The organism is Haemophilus parainfluenzae, assembly GCF_014931275.1.
Classification (GTDB): Bacteria; Pseudomonadota; Gammaproteobacteria; order Enterobacterales; family Pasteurellaceae; genus Haemophilus_D.
The window spans coordinates 197839-216472 of sequence record NZ_CP063110.1; the positions used below are offsets into that span (position 1 = coordinate 197839).

At 40.4% G+C, this 18634-nt stretch carries 22 protein-coding genes and 1 tRNA gene; 2 read left to right on the forward strand and 21 right to left on the reverse strand.

Annotation, left to right across the window (positions count from 1 at the left end):
* Positions 1-179: 179 nt before the first annotated feature.
* The 9 genes from acpP to INQ00_RS01010 all read right to left on the reverse strand — a co-directional run bounded on the left by acpP (position 180) and on the right by INQ00_RS01010 (position 8072).
* A complete protein-coding gene (gene acpP, locus INQ00_RS00970; protein WP_005544465.1) occupies positions 180-410 on the reverse strand; it encodes an acyl carrier protein in 231 nt (76 codons plus the stop codon).
* Positions 411-627: 217 nt separating this feature from the next.
* Positions 628-1356, reverse strand: coding sequence for a 3-oxoacyl-ACP reductase FabG (gene fabG, locus INQ00_RS00975; protein WP_005695317.1), 729 nt, complete (start codon positions 1354-1356; stop codon positions 628-630).
* A 13-nt stretch (positions 1357-1369) separates the two neighbouring features.
* Positions 1370-2308 carry an ACP S-malonyltransferase gene (gene fabD / locus INQ00_RS00980; RefSeq protein WP_197547027.1) on the reverse strand — a complete coding sequence of 313 codons (939 nt, stop codon included), beginning with the start codon at positions 2306-2308 and terminating at the stop codon, positions 1370-1372.
* A 92-nt stretch (positions 2309-2400) separates the two neighbouring features.
* Positions 2401-3351, reverse strand: a complete 951-nt coding sequence (locus INQ00_RS00985) for a beta-ketoacyl-ACP synthase III (RefSeq protein WP_197547028.1) — start codon at positions 3349-3351, stop codon at positions 2401-2403.
* Positions 3352-3369: 18 nt separating this feature from the next.
* Positions 3370-4389 carry a phosphate acyltransferase PlsX gene (gene plsX, locus INQ00_RS00990; RefSeq protein ID WP_197547029.1) on the reverse strand — a complete coding sequence of 340 codons (1020 nt, stop codon included), beginning with the start codon at positions 4387-4389 and terminating at the stop codon, positions 3370-3372.
* A 21-nt stretch (positions 4390-4410) separates the two neighbouring features.
* Entirely contained in the window at positions 4411-4581 is a 171-nt protein-coding gene (rpmF, locus tag INQ00_RS00995; RefSeq protein ID WP_005544470.1) for a 50S ribosomal protein L32, read from the reverse strand.
* 22 nt (positions 4582-4603) lie between these two features.
* Entirely contained in the window at positions 4604-5128 is a 525-nt protein-coding gene (yceD, locus tag INQ00_RS01000; protein WP_049357999.1) for a 23S rRNA accumulation protein YceD, read from the reverse strand.
* A 132-nt stretch (positions 5129-5260) separates the two neighbouring features.
* Positions 5261-7105 carry an ABC transporter ATP-binding protein gene (locus INQ00_RS01005; protein ID WP_102703950.1) on the reverse strand — a complete coding sequence of 615 codons (1845 nt, stop codon included), beginning with the start codon at positions 7103-7105 and terminating at the stop codon, positions 5261-5263.
* 76 nt (positions 7106-7181) lie between these two features.
* Entirely contained in the window at positions 7182-8072 is an 891-nt protein-coding gene (locus tag INQ00_RS01010) for a cupin domain-containing protein (RefSeq protein WP_197547030.1), read from the reverse strand.
* 103 nt (positions 8073-8175) lie between these two features.
* Here INQ00_RS01010 and INQ00_RS01015 point away from each other — a divergent pair, with 103 nt between their 5' ends.
* Complete coding sequence (locus INQ00_RS01015; RefSeq protein ID WP_005698020.1) at positions 8176-8520, forward strand: carboxymuconolactone decarboxylase family protein; 345 nt, start codon at positions 8176-8178, stop codon at positions 8518-8520.
* Between the two features lie 72 nt (positions 8521-8592).
* On the opposite strand, the gene INQ00_RS01020 is transcribed toward INQ00_RS01015, so the two are convergent.
* Positions 8593-9648, reverse strand: coding sequence for a glycosyltransferase family 9 protein (locus INQ00_RS01020; protein WP_102703948.1), 1056 nt, complete (start codon positions 9646-9648; stop codon positions 8593-8595).
* Positions 9649-9749: 101 nt separating this feature from the next.
* Complete coding sequence (locus INQ00_RS01025) at positions 9750-10058, reverse strand: toxin-antitoxin system YwqK family antitoxin (RefSeq protein ID WP_102703947.1); 309 nt, start codon at positions 10056-10058, stop codon at positions 9750-9752.
* A gap of 299 nt (positions 10059-10357) precedes the next feature.
* Here INQ00_RS01025 and INQ00_RS01030 point away from each other — a divergent pair, with 299 nt between their 5' ends.
* The gene (locus INQ00_RS01030) at positions 10358-11083 is read left to right on the forward strand and encodes a 3-deoxy-D-manno-octulosonic acid kinase (protein WP_197547031.1); all 726 of its coding nucleotides are present in this window, start codon (positions 10358-10360) and stop codon (positions 11081-11083) included.
* Positions 11084-11135: 52 nt separating this feature from the next.
* On the opposite strand, the gene INQ00_RS01035 is transcribed toward INQ00_RS01030, so the two are convergent.
* From INQ00_RS01035 to glyQ, 10 genes are all read right to left on the reverse strand, one after another.
* Positions 11136-11212: transfer RNA gene (locus INQ00_RS01035), tRNA-Ile, on the reverse strand.
* A 90-nt stretch (positions 11213-11302) separates the two neighbouring features.
* Entirely contained in the window at positions 11303-13369 is a 2067-nt protein-coding gene (gene glyS / locus INQ00_RS01040; protein WP_197547032.1) for a glycine--tRNA ligase subunit beta, read from the reverse strand.
* Between the two features lie 46 nt (positions 13370-13415).
* Positions 13416-13886, reverse strand: a complete 471-nt coding sequence (locus tag INQ00_RS01045; protein WP_197547033.1) for an OsmC family protein — start codon at positions 13884-13886, stop codon at positions 13416-13418.
* Between the two features lie 241 nt (positions 13887-14127).
* The gene (locus INQ00_RS01050) at positions 14128-14451 is read right to left on the reverse strand and encodes an endonuclease domain-containing protein (protein WP_232086606.1); all 324 of its coding nucleotides are present in this window, start codon (positions 14449-14451) and stop codon (positions 14128-14130) included.
* Positions 14452-14498: 47 nt separating this feature from the next.
* A complete protein-coding gene (locus tag INQ00_RS01055; protein ID WP_197547034.1) occupies positions 14499-15764 on the reverse strand; it encodes a histidine-type phosphatase in 1266 nt (421 codons plus the stop codon).
* A 9-nt stretch (positions 15765-15773) separates the two neighbouring features.
* Complete coding sequence (locus INQ00_RS01060; RefSeq protein WP_102703942.1) at positions 15774-16220, reverse strand: hypothetical protein; 447 nt, start codon at positions 16218-16220, stop codon at positions 15774-15776.
* On the reverse strand, positions 16220-16603 hold the full coding sequence (locus INQ00_RS01065) for a hypothetical protein (protein ID WP_197547035.1): 384 nt from the start codon (positions 16601-16603) through the stop codon (positions 16220-16222). Before INQ00_RS01065 ends, INQ00_RS01060 begins: the two co-directional genes overlap by 1 nt.
* A gap of 1 nt (position 16604) precedes the next feature.
* Entirely contained in the window at positions 16605-16862 is a 258-nt protein-coding gene (locus INQ00_RS01070) for a hypothetical protein (protein WP_014064189.1), read from the reverse strand.
* The gene (locus INQ00_RS01075) at positions 16862-17512 is read right to left on the reverse strand and encodes an FABP family protein (protein ID WP_049357987.1); all 651 of its coding nucleotides are present in this window, start codon (positions 17510-17512) and stop codon (positions 16862-16864) included. Before INQ00_RS01075 ends, INQ00_RS01070 begins: the two co-directional genes overlap by 1 nt.
* 53 nt (positions 17513-17565) lie before the next feature.
* Complete coding sequence (gene glyQ / locus INQ00_RS01080; protein WP_197547036.1) at positions 17566-18474, reverse strand: glycine--tRNA ligase subunit alpha; 909 nt, start codon at positions 18472-18474, stop codon at positions 17566-17568.
* Positions 18475-18634 lie beyond the last annotated feature (160 nt).

Sequence of the window (18634 nt, forward strand, 5' to 3'; positions counted from 1 at the left end):
AAATCAAAAAATAGGAGAACCAAACAATAAAAGCAAATCTGAGAAAGATTAAATAAAGGAAAGTGCGGTCAGAAATTTAAGAGATTTAGATATATCTTGTTTTATTTGAAGATAAAGAATTTAGAAAAGGAATTTAAAGAAAAAAATTAGGCGACCTAAAAGATCGCCCAACTTAAAAATTACTGATTGTTTTGAACGTAGTCAATCGCAGACTGAACAGTTGTGATTTTTTCAGCTTCTTCATCAGGAATTTCGATATCGAATTCTTCTTCTAAAGCCATTACTAATTCAACTGTATCTAAAGAATCCGCACCTAAATCTTCAACGAAAGAAGCTTCTGGTTTTACGTCTTCTTCTTTAACACCTAATTGTTCAACGATGATTTTTTTCACGCGTTCTTCAATACTCATTTGTTTTTCCTATTGTTGTTTTAACTCATTTACGAGCGGTTAGTGTATGCATTTTTGATAAAGTTGCAACTATTTCTTAGGTGGTCGCACCACAAAAAACAGGCAATGTAAAAACACATACAGAGAAAAAGTTACATTGCGACTGGGATTTTATCATTAACTAAACTGCTTTGCTATATTTTATAGACAAAATCCCAGATATATATCCCATAAAGGGTTAGCTCATATATAAGCCGCCATTCACATGCAATGTAGTACCCGTAATATAAGCCGCATCGTCAGAAGCTAAAAACGCCACCGCTTTTGCGATATCTTTTGGCTCACCTAAACGACCAGCTGGGACATTACCAAGAATACCCGCTTTTTGTTCTTCAGTAAGCACTTCTGTCATATCTGTTGCGATAAAGCCTGGAGCCACAACGTTTACAGTAATGCCACGTGATGCCACTTCTTTCGCTAAGCCTTTAGAAAAACCAATTAAGCCGGCTTTTGCGGCACAGTAGTTAGATTGACCCGGATTACCCATTGAGCCCACCACTGAACCAATAGTAATGATACGACCGAAACGTTTTTTCATCATGGAACGTAACATCGCTTTAGAAAGATGGAATACAGAAGTTAAGTTGGTTTGCATAATATCGAACCATTCTTCATCTTTCATACGCATTAATAAGTTATCGCGTGTGATACCAGCGTTATTCACGAGGATATCAATATCACCGAATTGTTCTTTAATTTGTTCTAATACGGCATCAATACTTTCTTTGTCTGCCACATTTAATACTAAACCTTTACCTTTATCGCCAAGGTAAGCTGAAATAGTATCAGCACCTTTTTCAGAGGTTGCGGTACCAATTACAAATGCACCTTTTGATGCTAATTCTTCTGCAATTGCACGGCCAATACCACGTGTTGCACCTGTCACTAATGCGATTTTATTTTGCATTTTTAATCCCCTTTTATGCTAATAATGCTTCAACAGCATCTAATGATGCCACATCGTTTACTGATGTTGCTTGTAATTCTGCCACGATACGTTTTGTTAAACCGTTTAATACTTTACCTGGGCCGATTTCAACTAAAACTTCTACGCCATCTTGCGCCATTTTCTCAACAGTTTCTGTCCAACGAACTGGGCTATATAATTGACGAATAAGTGCGGTACGAATTTCTGCACTTTCTGTTTCCGCTTTGACATCTACGTTGTTTAATACTGGTGTTGCTGGCGCATTAAGCGTAATACCTTCAAGTGTTACAGCTAATTGTTCTGCTGCAGGTTTCATTAATGCACAATGTGAAGGCACGCTTACCGCTAATGGTAAAGCACGTTTTGCCCCCGCTTCTTTACATAATGCAGCTGCACGTTCTACTGCCTCTTTCGCTCCAGCAATGACTACTTGGCCTGGTGAGTTAAAGTTTACTGCAGAAACCACTTCGCCTTGCTCTGCTTGTTTACATGCATTGATAATCGCTTCATTATTTAAACCAATAATCGCATACATTGCACCTGTACCTTCCGGTACCGCTTGTTGCATTAATTTACCGCGTAATTCCACTAATTTAATCGCATCTTTAAAATCAATGACACCTGCACAAACTAATGCTGAATATTCACCTAAACTGTGGCCTGCCATCACGCTTGGTTGTAATTGTGGGTATTTTTCTTGCCATACACGGAAGATCGCAACGGATGCCGCTAATAATGCCGGCTGAGTTTGCCAAGTTTTATTTAATTCTTCTGCTGGACCTTGTTGAACCAAGTTCCATAAATCATAGCCAAGCGCTTCAGATGCTTGTTTAAAAGTCTCCGTGACTACCGGATATTCGTTAGCAAGATCAGCTAACATGCCAACAGCTTGAGAACCTTGTCCTGGAAAAACCATTGCGAATTTTTTCATGTTTTCTTCCTATTTCTTCATCGTTTAAATGTTGAAAGTGCGGTCAAATTTAACCGCACTTTTAAAATTCTGTCGGGATTCTAACAAATTAATTAGAATCGCACCAATGCTGAACCCCAAGTCCAACCACCGCCAAAAGCTTCGAGTAGAAGCAATTGACCGCGTTGAATTCGGCCATCACGCACCGCTTCATCTAAAGCCGTTGGCACAGTCGCCGCACTGGTATTGGCTGTACGATCAAGCGTTACTACTACTTGCGACATATCCATCTCTAATTTTTTTGCTGTCGCCGTAATAATACGTAAATTCGCTTGATGCGGCACAAGCCAGTCGATATCTGTTTTTTGGAGATTATTGGTAGAAAGGGTTTCTTCCACCACATTAGAAAGCTCACGTACCGCTAATTTAAAGGTCTCATTACCTTGCATTTCAATATAGCCAGATTTCTCCACGCCACGCTCAGCTTGTGGAAGTAGTAATGCCGCATTGTTATCTGGCGATGCATGTAAATGCGTTGAAATAATGCCTTCTTGCTCTGATGCTTCTAAGATCACCGCACCGGCACCATCGCCAAATAACACAACAGTGCTACGATCGGTTTCATTTAATTTACGTGAGTTAAGATCTGCACCAATCACAAGGGCTTTTTTCACGCTACCTGAACGAATAAATTTATCCGCTACACCTAAAGCATAAACAAAACCGGTACAAGCCGCCGCTAAGTCAAAAGAAATCGCATCTTCAATGCCTAATAAACCTTGAACTTGGCAAGCTGAACTTGGATAAGCGTGAGAACCACTGGTTGTCGCAACGATGATCAATTCAATTTCTTGAGGATCAAGATTGGCCATTTCAAGTGCTTTTTTGGCTGCTTCACATCCCATTGTTGCGACAGTTTCATCTGCTGCTGCAATACGACGCTCACGAATACCTGAACGTGTCACGATCCATTCATCTGAAGTATCAACCATTTTTTCCAAATCCGCATTGGTACGAATATGGCTCGGCAAATAGCTACCGGTGGATAAAATTCTACTATTCATAATATCAAAACTTATTAATTAATAACGTTGTAAACCTGCCAAGATTTTTTGTGGAATTTGCAAACGAGCTTGTAAAGCTGCATCCGCAATTGCACGAGCAAATGCATCCACATTTGCGCTGCCATGACTTTTCACCACAACAGCCGTTAATCCGAGTAAAGATGCCCCATTATATTCATCTGGGTTAATGCGTTTCAAGCGATGATAAGCATCCTTAAAGAAAAAACGCAGGATAAATTTGGCAAATGATTTAAAAATAGGCTGTTTTTCTTTTCCTTTTAGAAGAGATAACAGATTCTTAGCTGCCCCTTCAAGGGTTTTTAATGCAATATTTCCCGAAAACCCATCACTCACGATCACATCAGCCACACCATTTAATAAAAGGTCACCTTCAATAAAGCCGGTATAATTAAGTGCGGTCGATTTTTCTAATAAATTCGCGGCCTCACGAATGGATTGATGCCCTTTAATTTCTTCCACGCCGATGTTGAGTAAGGCAATGCGTGGATAAACTAAGTTCAATCGGTTTTCGGCAAAGATCGAGCCCATGACGGCAAATTCATAAAGATTTTGAGCAGAACATTCTACGTTTGCGCCTAAATCTAACATCACGGTTTTATCACCCGTCATCGACGGTAATAAGGATACCAACGCTGGGCGTTGAATCCCCTCTAAAGGCTGTAAGAGTACCTTTGACAATCCCATCAATGCGCCCGTATTCCCTGCGCTGACACAACCTTGCGCCTCACCTTTCTGAACCATTTCAATAGCTAAACGCATCGACGTACCTTTGCTATGACGCAATGCATGAGAAATACCTTGATTGTTATCAATAGTCTTAGTGCAATGATGAATTTGAATACGTTCTAAAAGAGAAGAAGGTGCATTTTCCAGTAAGGGGGAAATTTGTTGGCTATCGCCAAACAGCACTAAAGAGAGCATTGGATCTGCTTCCAACGCTGAAAGAGATGCGGGGATAGTAATACGGGGACCAATGTCCCCGCCCATCACATCTAACGCTAAGGTTAGACGGTTCAAGTGAATACCTTATAAGTAAAATTACTTATTGATCACTTTGCGACCACGATAGTAACCGTCAGCAGTTACGTGGTGGCGTAAGTGAGTTTCACCGCTTGCTTTATCCACTGATACTGCAGCAGTAGTTAATGCATCGTGTGAACGACGCATATCACGACGTGAACGAGATTTTTTGTTTTGTTGAACAGCCATTGGCTATACTCCTAAATTTAATTTACTTTTGCTTTAAATTAGCTAATACAGCGAACGGGTTCGGTTTTTTTGCCAATTCTTCAGGCAATTCGCCAAAAACCTGTTCGTGCGCGGACACTTCACAGTGTTCAGATGAATGCATTGGAACAAGCGGTAGAGCTAAAATAAGTTCGTCTTCCACTGCACCAAGTAAATCTATTTCACCAAACTCATTAAATTCGATTGGCTCATAAATTTCCGGCAAGTCATCAGCCTGATCCCAATTAGCCACTGGACTATACATAAAATGACATTCCAATGTTTGTTTGAATGGTTCGCCACAACGTTGACAGTCTAATTCGACATCAACCTGTACTTGCCCTTTCATCACCACTAATTTTTGTGGATCAATATAAAACGATAATGTTACCTGTGCATCGCTGAGCACTTTCCCCGTAGATTCAGCTAAACGCACTAACTGACTAGCGGTATAATAACCATCATAATCAATTCTTTGTTGAGCGTCTTTAACCGGATCAACGGTTAGGGGTAGTTTTACCTTTTGCATAGGGTGCGAATATTACCTGTTGTCAATAAAATAGTCAAAGGAAATTCGCACTAATTATGAGAAAAGTTCAATCTCTATCTAAACTTTCTTAAGATTTACACCTTTGCAAAGTGCGGTCATTTTTCCTATGTTTTACTCAGCATGCTCACTCAAGAAGCCGCCACTTTGATGTTTCCAAAGGCGAGCATAAAGGCCATTTTGTTCGAGCAACTCTGCGTGAGTCCCTTGCTCGACAATTTGCCCTTTATCTAACACGATTAAACGATCCATTGCTGCAATAGTGGATAAACGGTGAGCGATGGCAATAACCGTTTTATTTTCCATCATTTTGTCGAGACTTTCTTGGATCGCCACTTCCACTTCAGAGTCTAGCGCACTGGTCGCTTCATCCAACAGTAAAATTGGCGCATCTTTTAACATTACACGCGCAATGGCAATACGTTGGCGTTGGCCACCTGACAGTTTTACCCCACGTTCACCAACATGAGCATCATAGCCTTTTCTGCCTTGAGCATCGCTGAGATAAGGAATGAAATCGGCTGCTTCCGCACGTTTAGCCGCATTGATCATTTCTTCGTCCGTCGCAGTTGGGCGACCATAAATGATGTTATCGCGAACAGAACGATGTAAAAGCGAGGTATCTTGTGTTACAAGACCAATCTGACTACGAAGGCTTTCTTGGCTTACATCTAAAACATTTTGACCATCAATGGTAATTGAACCTTCTTGCGCTTCGTAGAAACGTAGAAGTAAATTCACAATGGTTGATTTGCCCGCACCGGAACGACCAATTAAGCCCACTTTTTCACCCGGTTTGATGGTGAGATTAAAATGGCTAAGTAATGGTTTATTCGGATCATAGGCAAACGAAACATTGTTAAATTTGATCTCACCTTGTTTTACTTCTAATGCAACACAATTTGGCTTATCAACAATGGTATGCGGTTTGGTTAGCGTTGCCATACCATCATTCACTGTCCCGATATTTTCAAATAAACGAGCAGATTCCCACATAATCCAACGAGAAAGACCATTTACACGTAACGCCATCGCGGTTGCAGTAGCCACTGCTCCCACACCGACTTGGCCGTTTTGCCACAACACCACGCCTAAAATCGCGGTACTTAACGTTAAGAAAATATTGGTTGCGTAAGTTAAGGTATCTAATGAACTCGCCAAACGCATCTGTGCATGCACGGTGACCATAAATTCTTCCATGGAACGTTTTGCATAATTCGCTTCTCTCGCATCATGTGAAAATAGTTTCACCGTTGCAATATTTGAGTAAGCATCCGTAATACGCCCTGTCATTAGAGATCGCGCATCAGCCTGTCGTTGTGCAGTTTTCGCTAAACGAGGAATAAGCAGACGTAAAATAGTCACAAATGCCACAATCCATAAGAAAAACGGCACTAAAAACCAGGTATCTAAAGCCGCAAGCACCAAACCTGAAGTAATAAAATAGACGGCAACATACACCAACATATCCGCAATGGTCATCACTGTATCTCGCACCGCAAGGGCGGTTTGCATCACTTTCGCCGATACACGACCTGCAAATTCATCTTGATAGAAACTTAAGCTTTGGCCTAGCATCAAACGGTGGAAATTCCAACGCAAACGCATTGGAAACACCCCTTGTAGCGTTTGTAAGCGCACATTCACGCCCACAAATGACCATACAATACTGAAAATAAGTAAGGCAGCCATGCCAGCAAGCAAATGCCCTTTTTCTTGCCAAAGTGTAGTTGGTGAATAAGCCCCCAGCCAATCCACTAATAAGCCCATGAATTGGAAAAGTAAGGCTTCCATCACCCCAGTACCGACCGTCAATACCGCGAGTAAAAAGATCCAGCCTTTCATGCCATCAATGCTTGACCAAATAAAACGGAACAAGCCTTTTTCAGGCGTCGTTGGATTGCTTTCCGGATAAGGATTTAAACGGTTTTCAAACCATGAAAATATTTTATTAAACATAACAATACCTTAAAAAATTAAAGGCGACAGAGCCGCCTAAAGTGCGGTCATTATAACGCAAGTTTTAAACGATGGGCTAGGTTTTGCGAAATTGGCTCGGTGAAAGCCCATAAATTGCTTTAAACGCCTTACTAAAATGTGCTTCTGATTGATACCCCACTTCAAGAGCAATCGCTAAAATAGTCTTTTGCGTATTTTTCAATAAAACGGCCGCCATTTCTAACCGCACTTGTGTGAGAAATTTTCCTGGAGGCATCCCTAATTGCTGTTGAAAGATCCGCATAAAGGTCGCACGAGACATGGATGCCAACTCTGCTAATTGCTCAATATTCCAATCTAATTGAGGTGAAAACAGGATTTTTTCAAGGACTTGATTCAGCCTTTTATCCTGCAACGCGGCTAATAAGCCTTGATTGAGCAAACCTATTTGCTGAGCATGACGCAAAATATAAATAAACAATACGTTTGATAATGCATCAATCACCGATTTTGTGCCTTGCTCCGGTTTCTCGGCTTCTTGTAAAAAAAGTGAAACCAAGGGCTGTACAGGCGTATTTTGTAACGAAAGATGTAAATAGTCTGGCAATGAATCAATTAATAATGACGGTTTTTGGTAATAAAATGTCCCACAAAACATCTTCAGATCGGGCGTACCTGCACCTATTTGATGGACATTAAAAAGTGCATTTGATTGCTCTTTCTGTAGGCTATTCTCTCTTTTTTGTTGAGAATTGCCCAAAAAGTGCGGTCGATTTTGAGGGAGAAAAAAGAGATCGCCTTTCTTCAAATGAAACTGTTTTCCCGCAAAGGTTACCCAGCACTCACCTTGCTCGATTAAATGAAATAAACCTTGATATTCCGCCGCATCTGGCTGATGTTCAACTTGCCAATCCCCTTGAAACAAGCAGCGAATATTGATTTCCCCTCGCACTTGCGCCAGCTGTGTTAATTTATCTAAATAATCCATTGTGAGATTTTCCGTCTAAAAGTTAAGACAATTTGACAAGTATCATACGCTAATCTGCTTATAATTCCTCTCGAAATTTGTACTAAATTTAAGGAGAAAAACAATGTTTGCAGATTGGAAAAATGATGTAGCACACGTTAAAAAATCATTCGGTGCATTAGGTAAAAAATACCCTAAAATGTTACAAGCTTATGGCGCATTAGGTGCGGCGGCGGCAGAAGGTAACGTATTAGATGCCAAAACCCGTGAATTAATTGCATTAGCCGTTGCAGTAACAACACGTTGTGAAAGCTGCATTGGCGTGCATGCTGATGAAGCAGTGAAAGCAGGTGCAACTGAAGAAGAAGTGGCAGCAGCATTAGCGATGTCTATCGCATTAAATGCAGGTGCAGCTTACACCTACTCTCTTCGTGCATTAGAAGCTTACAACGCACAAAAAGGCGAATAATTCGCAAGGAACTTTATGATTCTTTTAGCCCTCATTTGAGGGCTTTTTTTTATCTCTAAAATTGACCGCACTTTAAAATAAATTCAAAGCTCTCATCTGAGCCACCACTTGCTCTACCTGAATTTCAGCCATTAAATTTTTACCTTTTAATTTGGTCGCCCAAGGTAATTCGCTTGAAGTTTCTCCTTGTTCTTTTTGCACATTTTCTTCATATACCGATACCACATTATCCAGATTATGATAAGGTGCGGTGCGCAATGGGTTGTGATAAGCATACAATCCAATCACTGGCGTACCTTGAGTAGTGGCGATATGAGCTGGACCAGAATCAGGCGAAATCACCAAATTTGCTTGATGAATTAATGCGGCAAGTTGTTTTAAACTGGTTTTTCCTGAAGCATCAACTGGTTGAAAATCACAAAGTGCGGTAATTTTTTTCACCATTTCTAATTCGCGTTTTGCCGGTGAGCTGCAAAAAATTACATTCACATTATGTTGATGAGCAATATTTGCCACTTCCGCATAACGCTCCACCAACCAATCTTTCTCGGCTTTACTAGAGCAAGGAGAAATAATCAGATTTTTACGTGTAGGATCAATAAACTGTTTGGCATATTCTCGATCTGAATCAGAAATTGCCAATTGCCAAGAAAGCATTTCTGCCGGTGGTACACCAAGATAATCTGCAAAAGCCATAAAACCATCTAGCACATGAGGCGTTTCAGGATCTTGAATACGACGATTCACAAACAACCACTGCCCTTCTCGAGAACGTTTTTTGCCAAATCCAATTTTATATTTCGCTTGAATACCAAGAGAGATAATAGAAGCACGAAATGCCGTCTGCATATTCAAAAGCGCATCAAATTTATTATTTTTCAAAAACATCCATAAATTCCACACGCCTTTCCAACCGCTCTTTTTATCGTAAGGAACCAGTTCCACGCCTTCAATGCCAGAAAGCAGGCCCATTTCTGTTTTCCCCACAATCCACGTTAATTTCGTTTGTGGCCAATAACGTTGAATATGCTGCACCACAGCAAGTGCATGGCAAACATCACCCACCGCAGACAAACGCAAAATACAAAGTGATTTAGGGGGAGAGGTAAAAAGTGGAGAATGGGACATTTGAATTCCTCGCGCATTTAATTTCCGTCTATTAACCCAAAATAATTTAATGAAAACAAAGGGCGAATTTATTTAATTCGCCCTTTTATTTATCTAGATTGCTACTTTTTAGGACCTAATCCTTCCGCAACAATATGCCCGTTCACATAGTGCTTAGTAAAGATAACGTTACCATCTTTATCAAAATATTTCCACATTCCTTTCTCTACGCCATTTTTTAATTCGCCTTGCGAGATAAGTGTTCCTGATTCATCATAATATTTAGTCGTTTTGACGCCATTTATTTCAACCACCTCCGATTTTATATTACCGTTAGGATGAAAAGTCTGATTCTCTATTGTTGAACGAATATACGCCGTAGCTGAACCAATACAAAAAAGTGCTAAAACAGTAAATAGAGGTTTTTTCATAGCTAATTTCCTCATATTAAATAGAGAGTCATCAAAATAATTTCTGGAAAAAGTGTAACCTAACAACATAAATATGTAAAGTAGTGCTTTTCACTTCTATTCATTTTATAACATAAAATCACACTGCAAGCGGTAACATTCTGCGAAAATTTTACGAATTAACAAAATACAGATATCTCACTACTGATGTGATCTGCTTCACAACTTTGACATAAAATAAGATGAAAAGCTTGTAATGCTAGAAAATCAGCGTATTTAAAGTAGAATGAGGGCATTTTCTATAATTCGGTTCAACTAAAATGCTTGAATTCCAACAAGATAATCAATTCTTTCTTTTTAATCTCACGGAAAAACCAACAGAGCCCGCTTCATTTTTTGAATCGGCTTTTTGGGAAAAACAACAACGTATTACCGGTTCAGCCAAAGGACGCGGCACAACCTACTTCCTGAATACAAAAGATCTGTTTGGTGTAAACTCTGCCCTTCGTCATTATTATCGCGGTGGTTTATGGGGCAAATTCAACAAAGATCGCTATCGTTTTCAATCATTTACTGAAACACGTAGCGTGGCAGAATTTCAGCTTTTAAATCAACTCCATCAAGCAGGCGTTGCTGTGCCAAAACCGATCGCTGCGCGAGTCAAAAAAGGCAAATTAGGTATTTGCTATCAAGCGGATATCTTAATTGAAAAGATCGAAAATGCCCAAGATCTGACCACTCTTTTACAAACCCAACAATTGCCGAATGACATCTGGCAAGCTATTGGTAAATTAATTCGTCAGTTGCATGATTTGCAAATTTGTCATACAGATCTTAACGCCCATAATATTCTCGTTCAACAACTCGAAAATGAACAAAAATGTTGGCTTATTGATTTCGATAAGTGCGGTCAAAAATCAGGAGATTCTTGGAAACAAGGCAACTTGGAAAGATTGCACCGCTCTTTTGTCAAAGAAGTCGGCAGAATGAATATTCAATTCAATGAAGAAAATTGGGCTGAATTATTGAAAGGATATAACGCCTAAAACGCATTAGAGAAAGGCAATAAAAAAGACCGCCTAATGCGATCTCAATAAATGGTCCCCCCTACCGGACTTGAACCAGTGACCAAGCGATTATGAGTCGCCTGCTCTAACCGACTGAGCTAAGGGGGGAAAGTGCGGTTGATTATAGAGAAATAATCCTTTGAAGTCTATATACAAAAGGATGGTCGTTGGAAAATTGACCATCCTTTTTTAGATTCATTATTGCAATACCGAAATATCTGCCACTTGTAAGAACAAGCCTTGCAACGTGTTTAAAATCGCTAAGCGGTTTTGGCGTAATGCTGGATCATCAGCATTTACCATTACGTTATCAAAGAAACTGTCTACTGGTGCACGTAAGTTCGCTAATTTATCTAATACCGCCGTATAATCACCTTGTGCGATAAGCGGTTGAACTTCAGCACGTAATGCAAGTACCGCTTCAGCAAGGGCTTTTTCTGCTGGCTCTACGCAAGCGGTCAAATTGATCTCGCCAATTGCAGCATCCGCTTTAGCTAAGATATTACTTACACGTTTATTTGCTGCCGCTAACGCTTCCGCTGAATCTAAAGTACGGAAGTGTGAAACCGCACGCACGCGCGCATCAAAATCAGCAGGGCGAGTTGGACGACGTGCCAATACGGCTTGAATCACATCCACTGCAATGCCTTCATCTTGATACCATGCACGGAAACGACCGAGCATGAAGTCCACCACATCAGCAACCACGTTTTGGTTCGTGAGTTTATCACCGAAAAGTGCGGCTGATTTTTTCACTAAATCTTCTAAATCTAGTGGTAAATTTTTCTCTACGATAATACGTAACGCACCCAATGCCGCACGACGTAATGCGAAGGGGTCAGCACTGCCTTTCGGTGCTTGGCCGATTCCAAAGATACCCGTTAGGGTGTCAAATTTATCCGCTAAAGCGACCGCACTTGCCACCAACGATTTTGGTAACTCATCACCCGCAAAACGTGGCATATATTGTTCATTTAATGCGACTGCGACTTCTTCCTCTTCACCGTCATGACGAGCGTAATGCATACCCATTACACCTTGTGTATCAGTGAATTCGAATACCATGTTGGTCATCAAGTCACATTTTGACAGTAAACCTGCACGTTTTGCTTTCGCTTCGTCTGCACCGATTTGTTTTGCAATTTCGCCTGCAAGTTGCTCAATGCGGTCTGTTTTGTCTTTTAATGTACCCAGTTGTTGTTGGAATAACACCGTTTCTAAGCGTGGTAAACGATCAACCAGTTTTTGTTTTAAGTCGGTTTTGAAGAAGAATTCCGCATCGGTTAAACGAGGGCGAACCACTTTTTCGTTCCCTTCGATGATCGCGGTTGGATCTTCTGGGTTGATGTTAGATACAAAGATAAAGTGCGGTAATAATTTGCCCTCTTTGTCATAAATCGGGAAATATTTTTGGTCGCCTTTCATGGTGTAAACCAAGGCTTCCGCAGGCACGGCTAAGAAGCGCTCTTCGAATTTCGCCGTTAATACATTTGGATATTCCACCAACGAAGTCACTTCTTCAAGCAAGCTTTCTTCAATGTCAGCCACGCCGCCAAGTGCGGTCGCTTTTGCTTGAGATTTTGCCAAAATTTCTGCTTTACGTTCGTTGAAATCTGCGACTACAGAACCTTTTTCACGTAATAATTGCGGATATTGGTCAGCATGTTGAATTTCAAATTCTTTCTCGCCTAAGAAACGGTGACCGCGAATAGTGCGAGCACTTGCCACACCTAAAATTTCGCCTTCGATTAACTCATCACCTAACAACATAGTTACCGTGTGAACCGGACGGATAAATTGCACGGTTTTGTCTGCCCAACGCATTGGTTTTGGAATTGGCAATTTCGCCAACGCATTGGCCACAATGGCGTTAAGTAAGTTTTTGGTCGGCTGACCTTCAATTTTTGCACGATGAACAAGCCATTCACCTTTATCAGTTGCAATGCGTTCTGCTTGTTCCACAGTAATACCACAACCACGCGCCCAGCCTTCTGCCGCTTTAGTTGGTTTACCTTCCGCATCAAACGCAGCTGATACTGCAGGTCCGCGTTTTTCAATTTCTTTGCTCGGTTGTTGTGTGGCTAAGTTCAACACTTTCACCGCTAAACGACGTGGCGCCGCAAACCATTCGATTTTTTCGAAGGTTAAACCTGCTTGGTTCAATTCCGCCTCAACGTTATCCGCAAAAGAGGTCGCTAATGTTTTGAGAGCTTTTGGTGGCAGCTCTTCCGTGCCGATTTCTACTAGGAAGTTTTGGGTTGTCATTTTGTTTTCTCTGGTAAGGTGCACCTTGGCACCATTTTATTTTAATTTAATCTTTTTCAATAATAGCTTCACATTTCACTGGAAAATTAAGTGAATTTGCAATAAAACACGCGTGATGCGCATTTTCATGTAATGCCAATGCCTTAACAGCATCCGACTCACTTGAAATTATTACACGAGGTTTTAATGTTGCTGAAATAAAACGTCCTGCTTGTTCAGAACTGCCTTCATCCATAATTGCTATTGCTTCATCACGGTATTCTTGCACAAGAATGTTATTAACGGTACAAAAATGTAAATACCATAATTTATGACAGGCAGAAATGGAGGCTAATAACATATCTTCTGGGTTCCAACGTGTTTTATCACCACGAAAAGCAGGATCAGCAGAACCTAAAATATTAGGTTTATTCAATGCCGAAGCAATAAAATCCCGCTCATACGCGGTATAAGAAGAAGTGCCTCGCCCTGAATTTCCAACCCATTCTACGGTAGTTTGATAAGTATGTTGCTTCATTATATTTTCTTCGTTATCACTTCTGCCAAATCTCCCCTACCCCTCTTTGCTAAAGAGGGGATTGGATCTTTGCAGAGTTAAATATCTATGTTTTACTTTAACATTTTTTTGAAAGCAGATAATTTAATCTCTATTGAAATTAAAATGTGAATGAGCCAGTTACTATCAATTTACTCAAGAATTTCCCTCTTTAGCAAAGAGGGGTAGGGGAGATTTGGCAGAAGCTAATCCAACCTCATACTCAATCAGCCCTTACATTCTCTAAAAACAAATAAATTTGCTCGACTACCGCTTCAATTTCACACATGACTTCATCATTGCTAAATCGCATCACCGTAAAACCAAGTGAATTTAATTCTGCATCTCGCAATGCGTCTTTTTCCTGATAATCAGGTTCATAGTGCTGACTACCGTCCAATTCGATAATCAACTTTGCTTTTGCACAATAAAAATCAACGATATAACTTAAAAGTGGCTTTTGTCGATTAAATCGAAAACCTAATAATTGATCTCGATTGATGCATTGCCATAGCTTTCTTTCCGCATCCGTTTGATCCACTCGCAATTTTTGCGAATTCTATTTTAAGTATTTTTCATAGGGTTGCATGAACGCTATTTCTTACCGTTCTCAATCCCTTCACTCAACACCTTTTGAAACTGCTCATAATCACAAAAACCATATTCATCTTTTTCACAGCCCTTGAGGGTTAATGCCGTTTGGTTTGGAGGTGTCGCTAAACTTAGTGGCGTGATGTTAATCAGTTGTTCAGTGGTTTGATACACATAATCCAACTTAAATTTGAGTTTGCCACTTGGTTTGTGCTTCCACACTTCAAATAGTAACTTGCCACCTATTGGGATATTTTCTAATGAATCATTCAATTCATAAGGCTCAACACCTAGTGCAGCAAGCAGGGCAACAATATTAGAATCGTGTCCAACTAATAAGTTAATTTTGTTTTCACTATTTAGCTGTTGCTGAATAAATGCCAATAGCGGGTATGATGCATTTTGTGCTAACGCTTCGTTATTTTTAAATAACGTGCGGTAATATTCATTTTTAATTTCGTTAATTGCACGCCATTTTTCTTGGCTATCCACACGGCCGTTTGCGATTTCTGAATCAGGCTTGCCCACATAATGCGCGAGTAATAATGCACTGACAATTTTCTTTCCGGTGCTGATAGAACCAGTAATCTTGACTGACTTGCCGTCTTTAATACTGTATTCACCGACTTTTCCACCTAAATCACACTCGCCTTTTTGTAAGCAATTTGGTGACTTTTTGTAATCAATGATTTCACTCAATAGTGCATAATTTGGCGCTAATTTTTGCTGTAAAGCGGTTAAATCAACGTTATTTTTTGCAGATTCAATCAAGGCTTTGCTTGGATTATGCGCTTGCGTTTTAAAAATCGGATCTTTTTCTGAACCAATTTTACCGTGATGTTGCAGTTGAACATTACAGCCCGCAAATGCACCAGAAACAATCGCTTGCCCTGTTGCAATGGTGCGTTGCACACCATTTGCATAAGCAAAAATGCCTTCGCCCGATGCACAACGTTCTGTTGTTAGTAACCCTTTATCTGCAAGCCATTGACCTAAATACTGTCCGAAATAGGTTTCTAGCACCGTCCCTTTTGCAGTGAGATAGCCAGATGGTACATTCCATTTTGCCCATTCATAAGGGGAATATTTCGCCATTTCTTGCGGATCTTTTTCCACTGGTGAACGCAATCCGTGTCGGCTGAAAATCAATACTTTCTCTAATTCATAATCAGAACTTGAGGAAGTTTGACCATTTTCTGTTGCAAACGCACTACTTGCTAAAGCTGAGCCAAGCAAAAGTGCGGTGAATTTTAGGGTTATTTTTTTCATATTCGAGACTTAATCATTTAATGTTGAAATTGAGCTATAAAAATTCAAGGCATATTTGGTGCCGTAAACTAACACCATAAATACTGCAACAATATTGACTACCGCAAAAAAGATTAGTTGTTTACTGTTGCTCTCCACCCAGAGCATTTTAAATAATGCGAGCGTACCAATATTTTCATCAAGTTCGCTCTCTCCGCTTAGTGTTCTTAAGGTTTTCAGCATCTTGCGTACAAAAGCGACAGTATTTATTGCCATGACGCTGAGTGCAATAAATCCTGAAGCCAAACTTAAAAACAGCACTAGCACATTATTCCACGCCCAATGTGTCCAATTCAGCTCAGAATACATAAATAACGCGAGTGATAAAAACAACACAGCGGGTGTTAAATTTCGCAAAAACATTAAATAGTCATCACCAATTCTAAATAAAAATTGTAAAAAACTGACATTCTTCATTACTTACGAACCTTCCAACTTGTCTTGGTTTTTATTAAACGCACTTTACTATCTTTTGAGATATAGCCGCCTTTTACCACATCTAAAATCGTATTTTCAGGCAAATCAGACGCAAACACTTCAACCTGTTGCTTATCTTCCGAAAGAATGCCATAAACCGCTTGGGTTTTATTGGCGGGATCGTCTAGCTTAATATCTGCCACATCAAACACTTGTACACAGGCTTTTTTCAAATAAGAGTAAGACTCTCCTAAATTTTGAAAGCAACCGTGAGCATCTGATTTCCCTTTGTCCAGACACAACATTTCACCTTGAGATTGTGCATGACTACAAGCAGTCAAAATCATCGCTGAAGTTGCAAAGGCTAAGGTTTTTTTCATCACTTTAAAAAATCTCTTTTAATTTGGATTCGTCTAAAATAACACGATCATCATCTAACAATAACGCTGGAAAGCCCGCATAGCCTTGTGCTTTTGCATCATCAAATGCGGCGTGACGATCACGCAAACGCAACCATTGTTTCAAGTTTGGAATGGAAGATAATACTTCCACAGCCTCATAATCCACGCCTAAGCGTTTTAACTCTGCAACAAATGGCTCTGTATCTGGGCAATCTGCTGCGTAATAAAGAATGGGTTTCATTATTCACCTTCTTGTTCTGCTGCCGCAGTTGGGTTCAATTTCGGTTCGCCAATTTTAGTTAAGCGGTTACGATCGCGATGTTCAAATGGAGCATCATAATTCGGGATAATTAGGATGGTGGTTTGATCGTATGACCAAGTGCCATCATCATGGAATTTCACCGTCATTTCAAAACTTTCCGTGGTAAATGAACGCTCTAAGAACGGATTCGAAATAATGCCATTTGTTAGTGAACCGCGTACCGCTTTTACAGTAAACTCTTTCGCATCAGCCGGTGCATTACCGACAGCAATAAACGTTTGGCCGCGTGGAATGCTACCAGTTAATAAAATATTGCCTGTTTCAGGTTCCCATAACCAATAGCCCACTTGATCGTGGAAGGTTTCCACTTCGTCTGGCTCAACAATATGAGTGTGATAACGTAATCCATAATAGAGTTGCGGACCATTGGGTTGACCATCAGTTGGATGAGCTTCGTAACGTTCGATATAAGGATCTTTTTCTGGTCCTTCTGCTTTCGGGTTGATATCCACACCACGCTTACCTTCCCAAACACCCGCTAATCTAGCCAATGGGCCTAAATTCGCAAGCGTATTAGGATCAATTTCTGGTTCCGTGTAGATATCGTCTGGGTATTGAAAATCTTTCATCATTTTTTCCTTATATCATTGGGTTGATGCTTAAAGTGCGGTCGTTTTTTGCCTTATTTTTTACAACCAGGGAAACCTAGGGCTTCACGGCTCGCATAGTACGCTTCCGCCACGCCTTTAGTTAATGCTCGAATGCGTAAAATATAGCGTTGACGCTCTGTGACCGAAATCGCTTTGCGTGCATCTAACAAGTTGAAGCTGTGTGCCGCTTTTAAGATACGCTCGTAAGCTGGTAATGGTAATGGACGTTCCAATTCTAATAAGTTTTTCGCTTCTTTTTCATATTGATCGAAGCAGTAGAATAAGAAATCGGTATCCGCATATTCAAAGTTGTACGTGGATTGTTCAACTTCGTTTTGATGGAACACATCACCGTAAGTGGTTTTGCCAAGCGGGCCGTCAGACCAAACTAAGTCATACACAGAATCTACTCCTTGAATGTACATGGCTAAACGCTCTAAACCGTAAGTCACTTCACCGGTTACCGGTTTACATTCTAAGCCACCCACTTGTTGGAAATAGGTAAATTGGGTCACTTCCATACCGTTTAACCACACTTCCCAGCCTAATCCCCACGCCCCCAAGGTTGGGTTTTCCCAGTTATCTTCCACGAAACGGATGTCGTTTTGTGTTGGATCAAAACCAAGCATTTCAAGTGAACCTAAATAGAGTTCTTGAATGTTATCTGGAGACGGTTTAATCACCACTTGGAATTGGTAGTAATGTTGTAAACGGTTTGGGTTTTCGCCATAACGACCATCGGTCGGACGACGCGAAGGTTGCACATAAGCAAATGCCATCGGCTCTGGGCCTAACGCGCGTAATGCTGTCATTGGGTGAGAGGTTCCTGCGCCCACTTCCATATCAAAAGGTTGCACAACGGTACAGCCTTGATTTGCCCAATATTCTTGCAAGGCTAAAATCATGCCTTGGAATGTTTTTACGTTGAATTTTGTACTCATAATTTTTTTAATAACAATGTGATGAAAAATACAGGCATTATACTTGAAACTATAAGGCGGATAAAGGCGAAAAAGTGCGGTCAGAAAAATCCTTAAATTTTTTATTTCTCTTAAATTTCATTCATTTTCATGATGAGTTATTTTCATCATGATAGGTTTG

Excerpts from the sequence above, each read along its gene's own strand:
- fabD (WP_197547027.1), bottom strand. The coding sequence starts at position 2,308 with ATGAAAAAATTCGCAATGGTTTTTCCAGGACAAGGTTCTCAAGCTGTT.
- INQ00_RS00985 (WP_197547028.1), bottom strand. The coding sequence starts at position 3,351 with ATGAATAGTAGAATTTTATCCACCGGTAGCTATTTGCCGAGCCATATT.
- yceD (WP_049357999.1), bottom strand. The coding sequence starts at position 5,128 with ATGCAAAAGGTAAAACTACCCCTAACCGTTGATCCGGTTAAAGACGCT.
- INQ00_RS01005 (WP_102703950.1), bottom strand. The coding sequence starts at position 7,105 with ATGTTTAATAAAATATTTTCATGGTTTGAAAACCGTTTAAATCCTTAT.
- rpmF (WP_005544470.1), bottom strand. The coding sequence starts at position 4,581 with ATGGCTGTTCAACAAAACAAAAAATCTCGTTCACGTCGTGATATGCGT.
- glyQ (WP_197547036.1), bottom strand. The coding sequence starts at position 18,474 with ATGAGTACAAAATTCAACGTAAAAACATTCCAAGGCATGATTTTAGCC.
- INQ00_RS01025 (WP_102703947.1), bottom strand. The coding sequence starts at position 10,058 with ATGAAAAAACCTCTATTTACTGTTTTAGCACTTTTTTGTATTGGTTCA.
- INQ00_RS01045 (WP_197547033.1), bottom strand. The coding sequence starts at position 13,886 with ATGAAGCAACATACTTATCAAACTACCGTAGAATGGGTTGGAAATTCA.
- glyS (WP_197547032.1), bottom strand. The coding sequence starts at position 13,369 with ATGACAACCCAAAACTTCCTAGTAGAAATCGGCACGGAAGAGCTGCCA.
- INQ00_RS01060 (WP_102703942.1), bottom strand. The coding sequence starts at position 16,220 with ATGAAGAATGTCAGTTTTTTACAATTTTTATTTAGAATTGGTGATGAC.
- INQ00_RS01030 (WP_197547031.1), top strand. The coding sequence starts at position 10,358 with ATGCTTGAATTCCAACAAGATAATCAATTCTTTCTTTTTAATCTCACG.
- acpP (WP_005544465.1), bottom strand. The coding sequence starts at position 410 with ATGAGTATTGAAGAACGCGTGAAAAAAATCATCGTTGAACAATTAGGT.
- fabG (WP_005695317.1), bottom strand. The coding sequence starts at position 1,356 with ATGCAAAATAAAATCGCATTAGTGACAGGTGCAACACGTGGTATTGGC.
- INQ00_RS01015 (WP_005698020.1), top strand. The coding sequence starts at position 8,176 with ATGTTTGCAGATTGGAAAAATGATGTAGCACACGTTAAAAAATCATTC.
- INQ00_RS01075 (WP_049357987.1), bottom strand. The coding sequence starts at position 17,512 with ATGAAAGATTTTCAATACCCAGACGATATCTACACGGAACCAGAAATT.
- INQ00_RS01020 (WP_102703948.1), bottom strand. The coding sequence starts at position 9,648 with ATGTCCCATTCTCCACTTTTTACCTCTCCCCCTAAATCACTTTGTATT.
- INQ00_RS01070 (WP_014064189.1), bottom strand. The coding sequence starts at position 16,862 with ATGAAACCCATTCTTTATTACGCAGCAGATTGCCCAGATACAGAGCCA.
- INQ00_RS01055 (WP_197547034.1), bottom strand. The coding sequence starts at position 15,764 with ATGAAAAAAATAACCCTAAAATTCACCGCACTTTTGCTTGGCTCAGCT.
- INQ00_RS01010 (WP_197547030.1), bottom strand. The coding sequence starts at position 8,072 with ATGGATTATTTAGATAAATTAACACAGCTGGCGCAAGTGCGAGGGGAA.